This is a genomic window from Nocardioides sp. FY1077 (assembly GCF_058681775.1).
This window is the reverse complement of sequence record NZ_JBZWDB010000002.1, coordinates 563,417-578,781: the sequence shown is the minus strand read 5'-3', so window position 1 is coordinate 578,781 and position 15,365 is coordinate 563,417. Positions and strand designations below refer to the sequence as shown.

19 protein-coding genes are annotated in these 15,365 nt (G+C 74.1%); 3 read left to right on the top strand and 16 right to left on the bottom strand.

The window, feature by feature from the left end; all coding sequences use genetic code 11:
* Window positions 1-18: 18 nt before the first annotated feature.
* Window positions 19-1,134: a peptide chain release factor 2 gene (prfB, locus tag AC4OR8_RS07695; protein WP_492164952.1), complete on the bottom strand. Its 1,116-nt coding sequence runs from the start codon at window positions 1,132-1,134 to the stop codon at window positions 19-21.
* A gap of 93 nt (window positions 1,135-1,227) precedes the next feature.
* On the opposite strand from prfB, the gene AC4OR8_RS07690 reads away from it, so the two are divergent.
* On the top strand, window positions 1,228-1,857 hold the full coding sequence (locus tag AC4OR8_RS07690; protein ID WP_492164951.1) for a hypothetical protein: 630 nt from the start codon (window positions 1,228-1,230) through the stop codon (window positions 1,855-1,857).
* Between the two features lie 9 nt (window positions 1,858-1,866).
* Complete coding sequence (locus tag AC4OR8_RS07685; protein ID WP_492164950.1) at window positions 1,867-3,033, top strand: zinc-dependent alcohol dehydrogenase; 1,167 nt, start codon at window positions 1,867-1,869, stop codon at window positions 3,031-3,033.
* Between the two features lie 3 nt (window positions 3,034-3,036).
* Here AC4OR8_RS07685 and AC4OR8_RS07680 read toward each other — a convergent pair whose 3' ends face one another.
* Both AC4OR8_RS07680 and AC4OR8_RS07675 read right to left on the bottom strand, forming a co-directional pair.
* Window positions 3,037-3,522 (bottom strand): CAP domain-containing protein, encoded by a 486-nt coding sequence (locus AC4OR8_RS07680; RefSeq protein ID WP_492164949.1) that lies wholly within the window; start codon window positions 3,520-3,522, stop codon window positions 3,037-3,039.
* 80 nt (window positions 3,523-3,602) lie between these two features.
* Window positions 3,603-4,169, bottom strand: coding sequence for a P-loop NTPase family protein (locus AC4OR8_RS07675; protein WP_492164948.1), 567 nt, complete (start codon window positions 4,167-4,169; stop codon window positions 3,603-3,605).
* A 62-nt stretch (window positions 4,170-4,231) separates the two neighbouring features.
* Between AC4OR8_RS07675 and AC4OR8_RS07670 the strand changes: the two genes are divergently transcribed.
* On the top strand, window positions 4,232-5,251 hold the full coding sequence (locus tag AC4OR8_RS07670; protein WP_492164947.1) for an App1 family protein phosphatidate phosphatase: 1,020 nt from the start codon (window positions 4,232-4,234) through the stop codon (window positions 5,249-5,251).
* A 5-nt stretch (window positions 5,252-5,256) separates the two neighbouring features.
* Here AC4OR8_RS07670 and AC4OR8_RS07665 read toward each other — a convergent pair whose 3' ends face one another.
* The 13 genes from AC4OR8_RS07665 to AC4OR8_RS07605 form a co-directional block, all read right to left on the bottom strand.
* Entirely contained in the window at window positions 5,257-5,469 is a 213-nt protein-coding gene (locus AC4OR8_RS07665; RefSeq protein ID WP_492164946.1) for a hypothetical protein, read from the bottom strand.
* A gap of 61 nt (window positions 5,470-5,530) precedes the next feature.
* On the bottom strand, window positions 5,531-6,853 hold the full coding sequence (locus AC4OR8_RS07660) for an APC family permease (protein WP_492164945.1): 1,323 nt from the start codon (window positions 6,851-6,853) through the stop codon (window positions 5,531-5,533).
* A 214-nt stretch (window positions 6,854-7,067) separates the two neighbouring features.
* Window positions 7,068-7,691: a ScbR family autoregulator-binding transcription factor gene (locus AC4OR8_RS07655; protein ID WP_492164944.1), complete on the bottom strand. Its 624-nt coding sequence runs from the start codon at window positions 7,689-7,691 to the stop codon at window positions 7,068-7,070.
* Window positions 7,692-8,169: 478 nt separating this feature from the next.
* The gene (locus AC4OR8_RS07650; RefSeq protein WP_492164943.1) at window positions 8,170-8,934 is read right to left on the bottom strand and encodes an alpha/beta fold hydrolase; all 765 of its coding nucleotides are present in this window, start codon (window positions 8,932-8,934) and stop codon (window positions 8,170-8,172) included.
* 84 nt (window positions 8,935-9,018) lie between these two features.
* Complete coding sequence (locus AC4OR8_RS07645) at window positions 9,019-9,831, bottom strand: hypothetical protein (protein ID WP_492164942.1); 813 nt, start codon at window positions 9,829-9,831, stop codon at window positions 9,019-9,021.
* Window positions 9,828-10,307, bottom strand: coding sequence for a sigma-70 family RNA polymerase sigma factor (locus tag AC4OR8_RS07640; RefSeq protein WP_492164941.1), 480 nt, complete (start codon window positions 10,305-10,307; stop codon window positions 9,828-9,830). Before AC4OR8_RS07640 ends, AC4OR8_RS07645 begins: the two co-directional genes overlap by 4 nt.
* A 78-nt stretch (window positions 10,308-10,385) precedes the next feature.
* A complete protein-coding gene (locus AC4OR8_RS07635; protein WP_492164940.1) occupies window positions 10,386-10,799 on the bottom strand; it encodes a pilus assembly protein TadG-related protein in 414 nt (137 codons plus the stop codon).
* 20 nt (window positions 10,800-10,819) lie between these two features.
* Complete coding sequence (locus AC4OR8_RS07630; protein WP_492164939.1) at window positions 10,820-11,299, bottom strand: hypothetical protein; 480 nt, start codon at window positions 11,297-11,299, stop codon at window positions 10,820-10,822.
* Window positions 11,296-11,667, bottom strand: coding sequence for a TadE/TadG family type IV pilus assembly protein (locus tag AC4OR8_RS07625; RefSeq protein ID WP_492164938.1), 372 nt, complete (start codon window positions 11,665-11,667; stop codon window positions 11,296-11,298). Before AC4OR8_RS07625 ends, AC4OR8_RS07630 begins: the two co-directional genes overlap by 4 nt.
* A gap of 65 nt (window positions 11,668-11,732) precedes the next feature.
* Window positions 11,733-11,948: a hypothetical protein gene (locus AC4OR8_RS07620; protein ID WP_492164937.1), complete on the bottom strand. Its 216-nt coding sequence runs from the start codon at window positions 11,946-11,948 to the stop codon at window positions 11,733-11,735.
* Between the two features lie 41 nt (window positions 11,949-11,989).
* Complete coding sequence (locus tag AC4OR8_RS07615; RefSeq protein WP_492164936.1) at window positions 11,990-12,937, bottom strand: type II secretion system F family protein; 948 nt, start codon at window positions 12,935-12,937, stop codon at window positions 11,990-11,992.
* Window positions 12,934-13,791 (bottom strand): type II secretion system F family protein, encoded by an 858-nt coding sequence (locus AC4OR8_RS07610; RefSeq protein ID WP_492164935.1) that lies wholly within the window; start codon window positions 13,789-13,791, stop codon window positions 12,934-12,936. The genes AC4OR8_RS07615 and AC4OR8_RS07610 overlap by 4 nt, the downstream gene beginning before the upstream one ends.
* On the bottom strand, window positions 13,791-15,056 hold the full coding sequence (locus AC4OR8_RS07605; protein ID WP_492164934.1) for a TadA family conjugal transfer-associated ATPase: 1,266 nt from the start codon (window positions 15,054-15,056) through the stop codon (window positions 13,791-13,793). Before AC4OR8_RS07605 ends, AC4OR8_RS07610 begins: the two co-directional genes overlap by 1 nt.
* Between the last annotated feature and the right edge of the window lie 309 nt (window positions 15,057-15,365).

Here is a 15,365-nt window from a genome sequence, read left to right as displayed (position 1 = left end):
CGTAGGTCAGGTCGGCAGTCAGCTCGCGTCAGCCTTCTCTGCGCCCCGGCGCCAGCGGATGCCGGCCTCGAGGAACCCGTCGAGATCACCGTCGAAGACGGCCGAGGGGTTGCCGGACTCGTACGTCGTGCGCAGGTCCTTCACGACCTGGTAGGGGTTCAGCACGTAGTTGCGCATCTGGTCGCCCCACGAGGCCTGCACGTCGCCGCGCAGCCCGTCGAGGTGGGCCTTCTCCTCGGCCTTCTTGCGCGCGAGGAGCTTGGCCTTCAGCACGACCATGGCGCTGGCCTTGTTCTGCAGCTGGCTCTTCTCGTTCTGGCAGCTGACGACCGTGCCGGTGGGGATGTGGGTGAGCCGCACGGCGGAGTCGGTGGTGTTGACCGACTGCCCGCCGGGTCCGCCGGAGCGGTAGACGTCGACGCGGATCTCCTCGTCGGGCACGTCGATCTCGTCGGTCTGCTCCAGCACCGGCACGACCTCGACGGCCGCGAACGACGTCTGGCGGCGGCCCTGGTTGTCGAAGGGGCTGATCCGCACCAGCCGGTGGGTGCCCGACTCCACGCTGAGGGTGCCGTAGGTGTAGGGCGCGTGCACCGCGAAGGTGGCCGACTTCAGCCCGGCCTCCTCGGCGTAGGAGGTGTCGAACACCTCGACGGAGTAGTCGTGCTGCTCGGCCCAGCGGGTGTACATGCGAAGCAGCATCTCGGCGAAGTCGGCGGCGTCGACGCCACCGGCGCCGGAGCGGATCGTCACCAGGGCCTCGCGGGCGTCGTACTCGCCGTTGAGCAGGGTGCGGACCTCGAGGCCCTCGACGGCCTTCTTGATGCGGGCCAGCTCGCGCTCGGCGTCGGCCAGGGAGTCGGCGTCGCCCTCCTCGGTGCCGAGCTCGACCATGATGCCGAGGTCCTCGATGCGCTCGCTGAGGGCGGCGAACCGGTCGACCTGGCCCTGCAGGTCGGAGAGGCGACCGGTGACCCGGGTCGCGTTGGCCTGGTCGTCCCACAGGTCGGGCGCGGCGACCTGCTCGCCGAGGTCGACGATCTCCTTGCGCATCTCGTCGATGTCGAGCACCTGCTCGATGGTGCGCATGGTCGCCTGGAGCTGCTTGAGCTCGGTGTCGTAGTCCAGTGCCACACCCTCAGGCTACGTCGCGCCGACGGCCCACACCTACTCGCGGACCTGGCCCCGCCCACGCATGGCACGGGGGTTGCGGGGTACCGCCCCGCCATGACCACCCAGCCCTCCCACCGCGGAGCGACCGGACTCGCGGGCCGGGCCCGCTCGCGCGCAGCCGCCGTCGCCGGCCCCGTGGGCCGCCGCCTCGGCATCGGCGCCGCCGGCGGGCCGGGCGGCGAGGGCGTCGTGCGACAGGCCGTGACGATCGGGCGCCCGCTCGAGGAGCTGTCGGCGCTGCTGGCCGACCCCGACGTGCTCACCGGGCTCGGTGCCGTCAGCGACGGGCCCGACCTGCACGTGGTGACCACCGGCCCCGACCGGCAGCGCTGGACCCTGCGCCTGCCGGGCGGGGTCCAGCGAACCACCGACGTGCACGTGCGCCCCGGCTCCGGCACCGAGCCGCTGCGCTTCCAGGCGGTGGTGCCGGAGACCGACGACCACGCACCGGCCCACCGCGGCGTCGTACGCCTGGTGCCGGCGCCGCCTGGCCGCGGCACCGAGGTGCACCTCGAGCTGACCGTGCCGCTGCCCCCCGGGCCGGCCGGCACGGCGCTGCGCCTGACCGTCAGCACCGTGGCGATGAAGAGCCTGCGCCGGCTGCAGGCGCTGGTGGAGTCCGGCGAGGTCGCCACGCTGGCCGAGAACCCGTCCGCCCGTCCTGCCCCGTCCGACGAGAGCTGAGGAGGGCCCGTGCGCGCCCTGTGCTGGAACGGCGTCGACGACCTGCGGGTCGAGACCGTGCCCGACCCGACCATCGTCAACCCCCACGACGTGGTCCTGCGGGTGCTGCGCACCACGACCTGCGGCTCCGACCTGCACGTCATCTCCGGCTACATCCCGACCGTGCGGCAGGGTGACGTGCTCGGCCACGAGTTCATGGGTGAGGTGGTCGAGGTCGGGTCGGCGGTGGAGCGCACCCGCCTCGGCACCCGGGTGACGGTGCCGTCGTTCATCGGCTGCGGGTCCTGCTGGTTCTGCGAGCACGACCTGTGGTCGGCCTGCGACAACACCAACCCCCACCCGGAGCTGCAGGTGCCGGAGATGGGCTACCCCACCGCCGGCATCTACGGCTACACCCACGCCTTCGGCGGGTACGCCGGCAGCCACGCGGAGTACATCCGCGTGCCGCACGCCGACCAGAACTGCTTCGCGGTGCCCGAGGGCATCACCGACGAGCAGGCGCTCTACCTCTCCGACGCCGTGCCGACCGGCTACATGGGCGCCGACTTCTGCGACATCACCGAGGGCGACACCGTCGCGGTGTGGGGCGCCGGCGGGGTGGGCCTGATGGCCGCCGCGAGCGCGCGGCTGATGGGCGCCGGGCGAGTCATCGTCATCGACCGCATCCCCGAGCGGCTCGCCGTGGCCCGCGACGTCCTCGGGCTCGACGTGCTCGACTACACCGCCACCGACGTCCTGGAGGAGCTGAAGCAGACCACCGGCGGCCGCGGCCCCGACGCGTGCATCGAGGCGGTGGGCATGGAGGCCCACGGCACCGGCCCGCAGTACGCCTACGACAAGGTGAAGCAGGCCCTGCGCCTGGAGACCGACCGCGCGCAGGCGTTGCGCGAGTCGATCATCGCCTGCCGCAAGGGCGGCGTGGTCTCGGTGCTGGGGGTCTACGGGCTCACCGACAAGTTCCCGATGGGCGTGGTGATGAACAAGGGCCTGACGCTGCGCTCGTCGCAGCAGCACGGCCAGCGCTACATGCCCGAGATGATGGCCCACGTCGCCGAGGGCCGCCTCGACCCGACGGTGCTCACCACCCACCGGATGTCGCTCGAGGAGGGCCCGCGCGGCTACGAGCTGTTCAAGGAGAAGAAGGACGGCTGCCTGCGGGTCGTCTTCACGCCGTGAGCGTCAGGCGCGCCCGAACACCTGGGAGACGTACCAGCGGTCGTCGTCACCGCGGCGCGCGCCCACGCCGATGAGGCGGTAGGCGGGGTTGACGATGTTGAGGCGGTGGGTCAGCGAGTCCATCCACGCCGCCACGACCGCCTTGCCGCTGGGGTAGCCGTAGGCGACGTTCTCCCCCACCAGGCTCAGGTCGCACTCCTGCAGCACCGGCGGCAGCGGCTGGTGGTCCATCACCTCCCGGCGCGCCATGCTCTTCGCCTGCGCGACCGCGAACCGCTGGACGCAGCGCTGCCGCTTCACCGTGGCCAGGTCGCGCTCCGAGCGCTCGGCGTTGGTGTGCCGCACCGTCGAGGCCTGGTACTTGCGCTGGGCCTCCGCCTCGTCGCCGGCCTGCGCGCCGGCCGCGCTCCCGGCGCCCGCGGCGCCGACCGCGGGGGCGGTCAGCACGAGGGTGGCCAGGGCGGTCAGCACACGGTGGCGGAGGATCACGGCGTCACCGTAGTGACGTCACGACTCCGGCGGCACCGGCCGATCGGTGGAACGACGGGTGCCGGACGGGTGGGGTCGGCTCACCGGGCGGTGGGCGCTCCGGCTGCCGCTCCCGGCTGCGGCTCCCAGGCGAGCACCCCGTCGCGCAGCGACTCCCGCGGGGCGACGGCGTCGAGGCGCAGCACGGGGCAGCCCAGCGTGGCGAGCCACTCCTCGTGGCGCGCCCGGCTGCGGCCGTCGAAGGTCGGGTCGTCGTACCCGCGGGCCCAGGCCAGGAACGCCGCCAGCGCGGGCTCGTCGACCGGCTGCCCGGCGGCGCGCACCCGCTGCCGCTGCTCGAGGCGCCGCATCCGCTCGGCGGGGTCGAGGGTCAGGAACACCACGGCGTCGCAGCGGGCCACCACCGCGTCGCCCCAGCCGAGCATCGAGCCGGAGAGCACCCACGCGGGCCGCGGCAGCACCACCTGCTCCATCAGGGCCACCCGCTCGGCCTCGGGCCGCTTCGCGGCGTACGGCGGGTCGGTGGGGAGCCAGAAGTAGTCGTCGGCGTCGACGTGGGGCACGGCCCAGGCGTCGGCGACCGCACGCGCCAGCGTGGTGGTGCCGGCGCCGCTGGCGCCGGTCACGTGGAGTCGTCGGGGGCGCACCGGTGCATCGTGCCAGGCCGGGACCGCCCCCGCCGTAGGCCTGCGCTGCCTAGGGTGGGCCCATGAGTGCGAGTCGCTGGGTCCGCGGGCTGGAGCAGGCATGGGACGGGACGCGGCTGCGCCGGGCCCGCACCCGCACGCCGGTCGACCTCCGCATCGAGACCTACCTCGGCCACGGCAGCGACCACGGGGTGGTGGTGCGCGGCCGCGTCCTCGACGACCCCAACCCCTCCGAGGCCGTGGAGGGCGAGGGCGTCGTCGCCGCCGTGCGCCGGACCGTGCGGCAGTTCCTCACCGACGACCTGCCGGGGGTGCCGCTGCGGGTCACCGTCGCAGGCACGACGGTGGAGACCGTCACCGACGCCGACGGCTACTTCCAGGTGCGCCTGGAGCCGGAGGCCGGCCGGCTCACCTCGCCGTGGACCCGCGGCACCGTCGAACTGGCCGGCACCTACCGCGGCCTCACCGACCCGCGCACCACGCCGCTAGAGGTGCTGGTGCCGCGCGGCGACGCGGCGTTCGGGGTGCTCTCCGACGTCGACGACACGATCCTGCAGACCGGCGTGCAGCGCGTCGGTCACATGATCCGGCAGACCGTCACCGGCTCCGCCCTCACCCGCACGCCGTTCCCGGGCGCTCCGGAGCTGTACGTCGACCTCGCGGCCGGCACCAACCCCGTCTTCTACGTCTCCTCCAGCCCCTGGAACCTGCACGGCTTCCTGATGTCGTTCCTGCGCTATCGGGCGTTCCCGATCGGGCCGGTGCTGCTGCGCGACCTGCTCGGCACCGCCGCCGGCCGCGAGCAGAAGGCGGGGCGCCTCCAGGAGGTCCTCGACCTCCACCCGCGGCTGCGGTTCGTGCTGCTGGGCGACTCGGGCGAGAAGGACCCCGAGATCTACGCCGCCGTCGTGCGCGCCAACCCCGGGCGGATCATCGCGATCTACATCCGCGAGGTGCGCGTGGACACCGGCGACGGGCGGGTGGAGCAGGTCACCGGCGCCTGGACCGAGGACGTGCCGTTCGTGCTCGCCGCCGACAGCGACGCCGTACGCCGGCACGCGGTCGGCCTCGGCCTGCTCTGACCGGCTCAGCCCGCGAGCACCACGTGCGCCAGGACGCTGACGCCGGTCACGGCGACGAGGACCTGGACGACCGGGCGGAAGACCGCCTCGACGGTGCGGCGTCGCAGTCGCACGCCGAGGAGCAGGCCGAGGGCCGGCGCCGGGGCGAGCGCGAGCGCCCACCACCACGACGCACCCGACGAGACGCCCGTGGTGGCAGTGACGAGGAGGCAGACCACCGCGCAGACGAGGGAGATCGCCGCGGTCGTCGCCCGTGTGAGGCGAACACCGACTCCATCGTCATGCCGGCCGGGACCCGGAGGCTCGGCCCGACTGGCGCCTGCGCCGTAGGACCTGGAGCCCCAGGGCCAGCGCGAGCACCGCGACGCCGTACAGCGCCTCCCACGCCGACTGCACCAGGCTCACCACGATGACGACCATGAGGACCAGGTTCAGCACCGATCGGAGGGTCAGCCCGCGGACCCGCACGTAGGACAAGATGCTCAGGATGTAGAGCAGCATGAAGATGCCGCTCGCCGTCGCGGTCAGCTCCACGACCAGGGAGGGCCGCACGGCCAGCACCACCGAGGCGGGGACGAACAGCACCGCGATCAGCACCAACGCCGGCCGGGCGACCCCGTCGTGGGTGGCCGCGAAGCGGGCGGGCAGCATCCCGTCCTCGGCGGCGTCCCGGACCAGCTGGGACACCCCCCACACCCAGGCAACCGCGTTGAGCAGCATCGCGCAGCAGGCGATCGCGGTCACCAGCAGCACCACGGCCCGGCCGAGGCCGGTGCCCTCGGCGAGCTGGAGCAGCCCCACGACCTGGTCGACGTCACTGCGCGGCACGACCACCGCGATGGCGACCGTCAGCAACACCGTGAAGGCGCCGTAGACGGCCAGCGCGATCGCGCTGACCGGCAGGAAGTCCCTGGCGGGCTCCCTGAACTCGTGGGCCAGGAACGTGAGGTTCTCGAAGCCGGCGAAGGCCCAGAAGGCGAGCAGCACCCCCGGGAGCACCAGGCTCAGACCCTGCCCGTCCGGCACCACGCGACCGACGTTGTCGGCCGACGGGATCGCGCTGAGCAGCAGCACGCTGGCGATCAGCACCAGGGCCCAGGTCGTGACGGTCTGGACCCGGGTGCTCGCCCGGACTCCGGCGGAGTTGACGACGACGGCAGCCAGCAGCACCGCGGCGGCGACCGCGATGACGACCACCTCGTCGAGCGAGAGCGCAAGCGCGACGTAGCGGCCCGCGACGAAGGCCCCCGACGGCAGCCCGACGATGACCAGCGCGGTGAACATGATGGGGACGCAGCGCGCGAAGGCGTCACCGAGCCCGGTCCTGATGAAGGACTCGATACCTCGTCCCTCGGGGTTGGTGCGCACCATGTCGTCGAACATCAAGAGCATCGGCAGGCACAGCAGCGTCGCGGCGACCCACACGAGGAGGCTGTTCTGCCCGGCGCGGGCGTAGACGGCCGACGGGAGGAAGAGGATCCCCGAGCCGGCGACCGATCCGATCGCGAGGGGCACCGCCTGCCACCGGGTCAGGCCCCGCGGCTCGGAGGACCCGGTCGCCGGCCCGGATGTCGCCTCGGCGCCCGGCTGCGCCTCGGTCATCTTGCGCCTCTCCGGTCCAGGGCGGCCCGCCGTCGTGGTTGAGCACACAGCGCGGGTCCGAAGGTCATCGTGAGCAAGGTCATCAGCTCGATCTCCTCCGGTCTCCCGCGCTTGATCCGCCACGTCCCCACAACAAAACCACGCGGGCGGTTTGTTTACAAGGCTCGCGTAGCTAGTCAGGGAAATGTCGCCGCCTCGACCTCGACACCCGCTGCTACTGAGCAGGCCCACCTCCAGGTCGCAGGATCAAGCGGCGGCGCACCCGGGGCACGACCAGGCCCGGGAGCGTGAGGTTCCACAGGACCTCGAGGCGGTGGTCGAGATCGGCCCGGGAGGCGACCGCTTCGGACACGAGCTGGACGCCGGAGATCGCCGCGGTGATGAAGCTCGCGGCGTCGCCCACGTCGACGCCATCGACGAGGTGGCGTTTGTCCTGGGCCAGCGACAGGAGCTGGGTGGCAGCGTCCATCCACTCTTCGTAGGGTCGTGCGTCGCGGAACCCGAAGGTTCTCTGCTCGATGGTGACCCGGATGCTGGCCCGGACCAGGACGTCGTCCCGGAGGGCCCGACCAAACGCGTAGCTCAGGTCGATGGCCGCCTGCACCGGGTTGTCGAGGTCGAGCCCCACGCCTTGGCGCCAGTTGCTCTGCTCGTCGACGATTGCGTGCATGAGCGCCTCCTTGGAGGCGAAGTGGAAGTACAGCGCACCCTTGGTCACCTGCGCCTCGGCCAGGATGTCGGCCACGGTCGCGAGGGCGTAGCCCTTGTCCTCGAACACGCGCGCGGCGGCGGCCAAGACCGTCGCCCTGGTCTCGAGAGCACGTCCCTGCACAGCCATCCTGGCGAACTCTCCTGTCCTGGGCAGTCAACCGCCGAGCGGCGACGCCCATGGTAGTAGAACCGACCGTCCGAGCGGTTTCTTCCGACGGGTCAACCGGGAGTTGAGCCGGGGTTGCCGACTTCTTCGCCACGAGGACACCTCGTGGGACCGAGCTGTACGCGACGCCGTTCGAGCTGGCCCGGCACACCTGTACCTCGGCGAAGGACCTCGCCCGTGGGCTGGCCGCCCTAGGTGGGTCACGACCGCACCGGAAGCGGTGCGTGCTGCCCACCGCGGCGGTGCCGTCGTCCTGGCCGGCAACGCCCCTCGCACCTTGCGCGAGTTCCTGGGTGACGATGAAGCCCTCCGCGACCACACGAAGACCGTGAGCCGCGAGGCCGTCCACGCCAACCGTCCGGCCGACGAAGACCGGGCACGGTGGGAGCGCGACGTCGACTTCATCTCCCTTGACCACGTCCTGGACGTCGCCGCCTGGTCAGGGCTCACCTCGACGTCCCATGCGCCCGCCGTCCCGACGTGACCGGCCCGACGGTCCGTGCTCTGACTGCACCGGGCGTGAGGCGGCCGCCGACAGCAGCCCGGTCAGGACGCCGGCGACGGCGCCCCCGTGGGTGAGCGGGACCATGTGGGCGCCCCGGTCCAGGGTGACCTGCCGCCGGTCGAGGCCGGTGGCCCAGTCGGCCGGGCAGATCCGGTCGCGCGGCCCGCGCACCACCACCACCGGGCAGGTCACCTGCGCGAGCGTGCGGCGCACGTCGTCGCGGCGCGAGACGTCCAGCGCCCGCGCCATCGAGGCCAGCCCGGTACGGCGGTACTGGCGCAGCAGGGCCGGCACCTGGCGGGGGTCCTCCCCCACCCCGGTGGCGACCCAGCGCCGCACCAGCGCCGGCCACCCCGCCGCCCGCGGGTCGGTCGTGGGGCCGACGAGGACGAGGGCGGCCACCCGGTCGGGCGCCAGCCGGGCCACGTGTGCCGCGACCTGGGCGCCCGAGGAGTGGCCGACGAGCACGACCGGCGAGCGGTCGTCCGCCGCGGGCAGGCCGTCGACCACCTGGGCGGCCAGCGTGGCGGGGGCGAGGTCGGCGCCGGCGGGCGCGGGGAGCCCGTAGCCGGGGAGCGGGTGCACCGTCACCGGCCACGGCAGCCGCTGCGCGACCGGCCGCCAGGAGCGCGCGTCGAGGCCGAGGCCCGGCACGACGACCACCCGGCCGGGGGCGGGGGTGCTGCCGGGGTGGTCCACAGGCGGCCAGTACCCCGGCGGCTGCGGCACAACGGCCGACCGGGCGGTCGGTGTCGTCGGCCGGCCGCAGGGCGGGCCCGGTCGCTACCAGACCTCGCCGGGGTCGGAGCGGCGCAGGACGTCGCCGTCGGCGTCGAGGGCCGTGACGACCGCCCGGTCGAGCTCGTCCTGGGTCAGCGAGCCGTCGTCGAACCAGAAGAAGGCGAGGCCGTCGGCGAGGCTGCCGTCGTAGGTGTCGCCGCCGACGGCGACCTCGACCTGCGCCACGTCGGGCGCGGTGCGGACGACGGCGTACGCGTCGACGAGGGTGCCGCCGAGCGGCCCGGGGTCGGCCGCGCCGGAGGTGACCAGCGACAGGTACCGCCCGTCGGGGACGGGCTGCGCCACACCGGCGCTCTGCCCCGTCACCTGGAACGTGCCGTCGTCGGCGGGCTCCAGCGCACAGCTGGCGTAGTCGCGTCCCCTGCTGAAGTGGGTCAGCACGACGTCGCCCCGCTGCTCGGCGGCGACCGGCGGGGTGGTGCCGGGCAGGCGCCAGCCCGGCTCGGAGAACCCGCTGCCCCTCGCCGAGGCGGCGCACGCCGCCTGCACCGCGGCGATCTGGTCGGCCGACAGGTCGGCGGTCGGGCCCGACCACGACGCGACCTGCACCGCGGCGGGCCGGGCGGGGTCGGCGGGGTCGACCGCCTCGACGGGCCGACGCTCGTCCGGCGGCTGGGCGACGACGGCGGCGGTGCTGAACGCCGCCACCGCGGCGACCCCCGTGGCCCCGAGGGCGACGGCCCGACGCCGGCGGTGGCGCACCCGGTCGCCGCGCGCGAGGACGTCGGTGACGGGGGTGTCCAGGGTGAGGTGTGCGGTGCTGCCGCGGAGCGCTCGCTCCAGCTCGTCGTTCACAGCGGTGTCCCTTCGGAGGTGGTGAGGTGCTCCCGCAGCGATGCGAGGGCGTGGTGGAGGTGAGCACCGACGGTCCCGGGGGCGACGCCCATCACCTGGGCGGTCGAGCGGGTGTCGAGGTCGAGCAGGTAGCGCAGGACCACGACCTCGCGCTGGCGGGGCGGCAGCCGGCGCACGGCGGCGACGAGGTCGACGCGGCCGTGGTCGTCGGTGACCGGCTCCGCGGCGACGACGTCGACGAACACCTCGCGGCGACGCGAGCGCCACCACGAGATGTCCTGGTTGATCGCGGTGCGCACCACCCAGGCGGTGGGGTGCTCCATGACGCGCACGGCGCGCCACCTCGACCACGCCCGGGCGAACGCCTCGGCGACCGCTTCCTCGGCGCGGCCGGGCTCCATGCCGCTGGCGACCGCCGCCCGCAGGCACCGGTCCTTCTGCGCGGTGTAGAACTCGACGAACTCCTCGCTGCTCACACCACCCTGACGCACCGGCCGCTCCGTCCCTTTAGGCCTTCCCGGCCTCGTGCGAGTGTCGCGCCCCGACCACCGGTCTCACCCGATGCTGGCCACCGCCGAGCCGGTCGCACCGATGGTCGCCGTCCCCGGCGAGCCCGGCACCGTCAACGGCAGGTCGAGCGGGGCCTCCACCCGCACCGTCACCTCCCGGGCCCCGGCGTCCACCGACACCGCCACGTCGAGACCCGGGTACTGCCCGTACGCCCCCACCTGCTGCAGGTAGCCCACCACCGCGGCCCGCGCCGCGGCCTCGGTCAGCCGCAACCGCTCCTCGCCCAGCCCGTCGGTGTAGACCTCCTCACCACCCGCCCCGGCGTCGGCGGCGGTCAACGCGGCCCCGTCGGCCAGGGTGTTGAGCCCCGAGCGCTGCAGGTACGCAGCGGTCGCGTCCACCACCATCGCCACCCCCATCAGCAGCACGAAGGCGAACCCCACGATCAGCAGGCTCACCTGCCCGTCGTCGTCGCGCCTCACTCGTCGGCCTCCTGGTAGCGGCCGATCGGCACCGTGTGGCTCGCGTCCAGCGCGAAGCTCGGCGCACCACCCCCCAGCACGTCGGGCAGCAGCGGCAGGCGCACCCCCGACCCCACCCGCACCGTGATCACCGACCCCGGGCTGTGGCAGTCGGGGTACGGCGCACAGCTCACCTGCACCGACACCGGCGCACCCGGCAGCCCCTGGTCGACCAGCGCCTGCCGCGCCGCGGCCTCCGCACGCGAGCGGCCCGCGGCGTCGTCCGGCGCCAGGGCGTAGGCCCGACCCGCCGCCCTGGCGGCCTCGCTGACCCCCAGTGCCCCGCGCTGCACCTCGAAGACGCTCAGCACGATCCACACCACCGGCACCAGCAGGATGACCCCGAGCCACACCAGCTCCACGACGGCGGTGCCGTCCTGGGCGGGCCGGTGGCGGAGGCGGCCGAGGCGGCCGGGCCGCAGCCGCGGTCGCGTCACGGCGCACCCGCCGGCGCCACCACCGGCTCCTCCACCGCGTGACCGGCGACGTCGAGCTGCACGGCCGGTCCACCGATCCCGAGCGCCGGCACCCGCGCCTGGATCACCACCCGGTACGCCGGGGCGCCGTCGATGCTGACCTGCTCCACCCGCACGTCCTGGGCGTAGCGCCCGGCCACCACCTCGGCCACCTGCCGGCGCGCCGCGGCCTCCCCGTCGCCACCGGCCCGGTCGGCCGTGGCGGCCACCCGCGCTCCCTCGGCCGCCGCTGCGGCAAGGGTGTTGCGCACGAACAGGGTCAGCGAGACCTGCAGGATCCCGAGCACCACCGGCACCAGCACCACCAGGACCAGCACGAAGTCGACCACCGCCGCCCCGTCCTGGTCCGGTCGGCGCGGGCGAGCGCGTCGATCCCACCGCGCCGCGCTCACGGCTACTTCACCGAGTTCAGCGCGTCTCGCAGCAGGGCGGTCAGCTGGTCCTGGGCGACGGCCGACAGCGCGACCACCAGGCCGGCGGTCATCACCGTCACCAGCACCCAGCCGGGCACGTCGCCGCGGTCGCCGTGCACGCGGTGACCTGCAGGGACGCGGGCCCGAGCGAGGAGGACGGCACAGAGCCGGGTCAGCAGGAGGGACAGCGGGGGCATCGTGGTTCCTTTCCGAGAGGGTGGAGCAGGTGGGGCGTCGATCAGGGGGCCACCAGGCTGAGGCCGACGACCCCGGGCCAGAAGGCGAACAGGACGGTCACGGGGAGCACCAGGAACACGACGGGCACCATCATCAGCACCTCGCGCCGCGCGGCCGACTCGATCAGCTCGCGGCGCCCGGCCTCGCGGACGTCGGCGGCCTGGGCGTGCAGGACGTCGGCCAGCGGCGTGCCGCGCTCCACGGCCACCGCGATGCCCTGGGCGAAGCGCGACACCAGCGGCAGCCCGCTGCTCGCGGCGAGCCGGTCGAAGGCCGCACCGACGGGCTCGCCGGTGCGGACGTCGGCCAGCACCCGGCCGAGGTCCTCCGACAACGCTCCCCCGCTGCGGGCGACCACCCGGTCGAGGGCGCCCACAGGGCTCTCGCCGGCGGCGACGGCCAGCGCGAGCAGCTCCGCGACGGTCGGGAACTCCGCGAGCACCTGTCGCTCGCGCCGGCGCACCTGGCTGGACAGGTGGTTGTCCCGGGCGAGCACGCCGAGCACGAACGCGATGACGCAGACGACTGCGGAGCGGGCGACCCCGGTCGGGTCGGACAGCGCCTGCAGCAGACCCCACGCGGCGGCCACACCGAACGCGGCCAGCCCCCACTGCACCTGCTCGATGCGGAGCTCGTGGACGGTGCGGTCGAGACCGGCGCGCTCGAGGCGGCGGCGCACCGAGGTGGCGCCGCCGAGGACCCGCTCGACGGTGTCGGCCAACGAGCGCACGGTCGGCCCGAACACCCGGGCGACCACGGAGCCGGGCGCCGACGTCGGCGCCACCGGGCCGAGCCCGACGCTGCGGCCGGCCTGCGGCAGGTCGCGCACGTACGGCAGCACCCGCGGCCCGAGCCGCGGTCGGCGCACGGCCTGCACGCGGGCCGCGACCAGCAGCAGCCCGGAGGCGAGGACGGCCGCGAGCACGGCGCCCCACGTCGTCGGGGTCACGACAGGATCCGCCGCTCGGTGGGCAGCCGGCCGATGCGCATCATCAGCCGGTAGGCCACCACGCAGGTGACCGCGCCGATGACCAGCACGACGACGCCGGCGGGCGAGGCGTAGCGGCGGATGACGTCGGTCTGGAACGACATCAGCAGCAGCACCAGCCAGGGCGCGGCCACCGCGAGGCGCGCGCCGTTGACGGTCCACGCCTGGCGCGACTGCAGCTCGGAGCGGGTGCGGGCGTCGTCGCGCAGGTAGCCCGACAGGTTGCGCAGCAGCCGACCGAGCTGGCCGCCGCCCACCTCGCGAGCCACCCGCAGCCCCTCGACGACGCGGTCGCCGACGGGGTCGGCCAGCCGGACCTTCAGCCGGTCGAGGCACTCGCCGAAGCGTCCGGTGACCTGGTAGTCGAGGGCGAACTGGGCGAACGCCTCGCGCAGCGGCTCCGGGCCGCGCACGGCGAGATTGGCCAGCGCGTCGGGCAGCGACAGCCCGGCGCGCACCGCGGAGGCGAGGTTGTCGACGGCCTCGGGCCATACCTCGGCGAACTCCGCCTGCCGCCGCCGGGCCCTCCCCGACACGACCGCCAGCGGCAGGTAGGCGCCCATCACGCCGAAGGCGACCGCGACCGGTGGGGTGCGCGACGCCACCTGCACCACCACCGCCGACACCGATCCCACCGCCACGCAGAGCAGCACGAAGCCGGTGACCGCGACGTCGGCGAGGCCGGCCCGCGCCAGCAGGACCTCGACGCGCCCGGGACGCCGTTCGCTGGGGCCGGCGGTGGTGCGGGGCAGGGTGAACGCCGACCAGATCAGCATCAGCCCGACACCGACGCCCAGGCCGACCAGCGCGCCCATCAGGGCCTGCGCAGCGGGTCGTCGGCGGACAGGATGTGGTGCACGTCGATCCCGGCCCGCTCGAACAGCTCGGGCCGCGGCGCCGAGCCGTGCCCGCGGCGCAGCTCGCCGCCGCTGCGGGTGAACACCGGCTCGGTCTCGATCACGTCGCTTTCGACGCGCCCCGGCACCCCGACGATCTCGTTGACGCGGCGTGTCCCCCGGCCGTCGACGCCGAGGTGGACCACGAGGTCGACCGACGAGGCCACCGTCGGCACGACGAAGCGCGCCGCGATGTTCTCCCCCGCGAGCAGCGGCAGCAGGCACATCTTCACCAGCGCCTCGCGGGCGCTGTTGGCGTGGATGGTGCACATGCCGGGCAGGCCCGCGTTCAGCGCCAGCAGCAGGTCGAGGCACTCCTCGGCGCGCACCTCGCCGACGATGATGCGGCTGGGCCGCATCCGCAGGCTCTCCTTCACCAGGTCGCGCAGCCTGATCTGGCCGGTGCCCTCCAGCCCCGACTGCCGTGTCTGGAGCGGCACCCAGTCGGGGTGGGGGAAGCGCAGCTCGTACACCTCCTCGGCGGAGACCACGCGGTCACCGCCGGGGATGGCCGCGGCCAGGCAGTTGAGCATCGTGGTCTTGCCCGCCTGCGTGCCGCCGGCGACGAGGATGTTGAGCCCTGCGCGGACCGACGCCTCGAGGAACGCCGCGGCGCGGGGCGTGAGGCTGCCGAGCTCGACGAGGTCGGAGAGCCGAGCCGCGCGGAGCACGAACTTGCGGATGTTGACCGCGGTGAACCCTCGCGAGATGCCCTCCAGCACGACGTGGAGGCGGTGACCCTCGGGCAGCATCGCGTCGACGAACGGGCTGCTGACGTCGATCCGGCGTCCGCTGGACTTCAGCATCCGCTCCACCAGCTCGGTCACCTGGGCGGTGGTCAGCATCAGGTTGGTCAGCTCGTGGCGGCCGTTGCGGGCCACGAACACCCGCGTCGGGTCGTTGATCCACACCTCCTCCACCGAGGGGTCGTCGAGGAACGCCTGCAGCGGACCGAAGCCCGAGACCCGGGCCACCAGCTCCCCGACCACGGCGTCGATGTCGGCGACCGGGGCGACCATCCCGGTCAGGCTGCGCTCGTCGTGGGCGCGGACGACGCCCTCGGCGATGCGACGCACCACCGGGGCGTCGCGCTGGGGGTCGACACCCTCGCGCCGCACCACCTCGCGCACCCGCAGGTCGAGCTGGTCGACCAGGTCGCCGCGCGCATCGGCCGTGATCGCCATGCGGCCTCCGTCCCGAGTGGAGTCGTCGCGTGGGGCGGCCCCGATGCCGCCCGCAGCTCACGCTACGTAGCGGGCAGCGTTGCCGCGACCGGTCGACTTCAAACTGTGGAGAACCTGTTTCGCGGCGAGTTGGTGCTGGTGTGGTCCGAGGGGCGGAGGGGGTCTGATACGAGCCCTAGCGGGCCCTGCTCGACCGACGAACGGGGCGGGTGCTGCTCGATCGTCGAGATGACGGGTCAGCGGGACGGTCTTCGTCGATCGCAGATCAGGAGTGGCAGCGCGCTCGTAGGCTGCGCCGGACGCCACCGG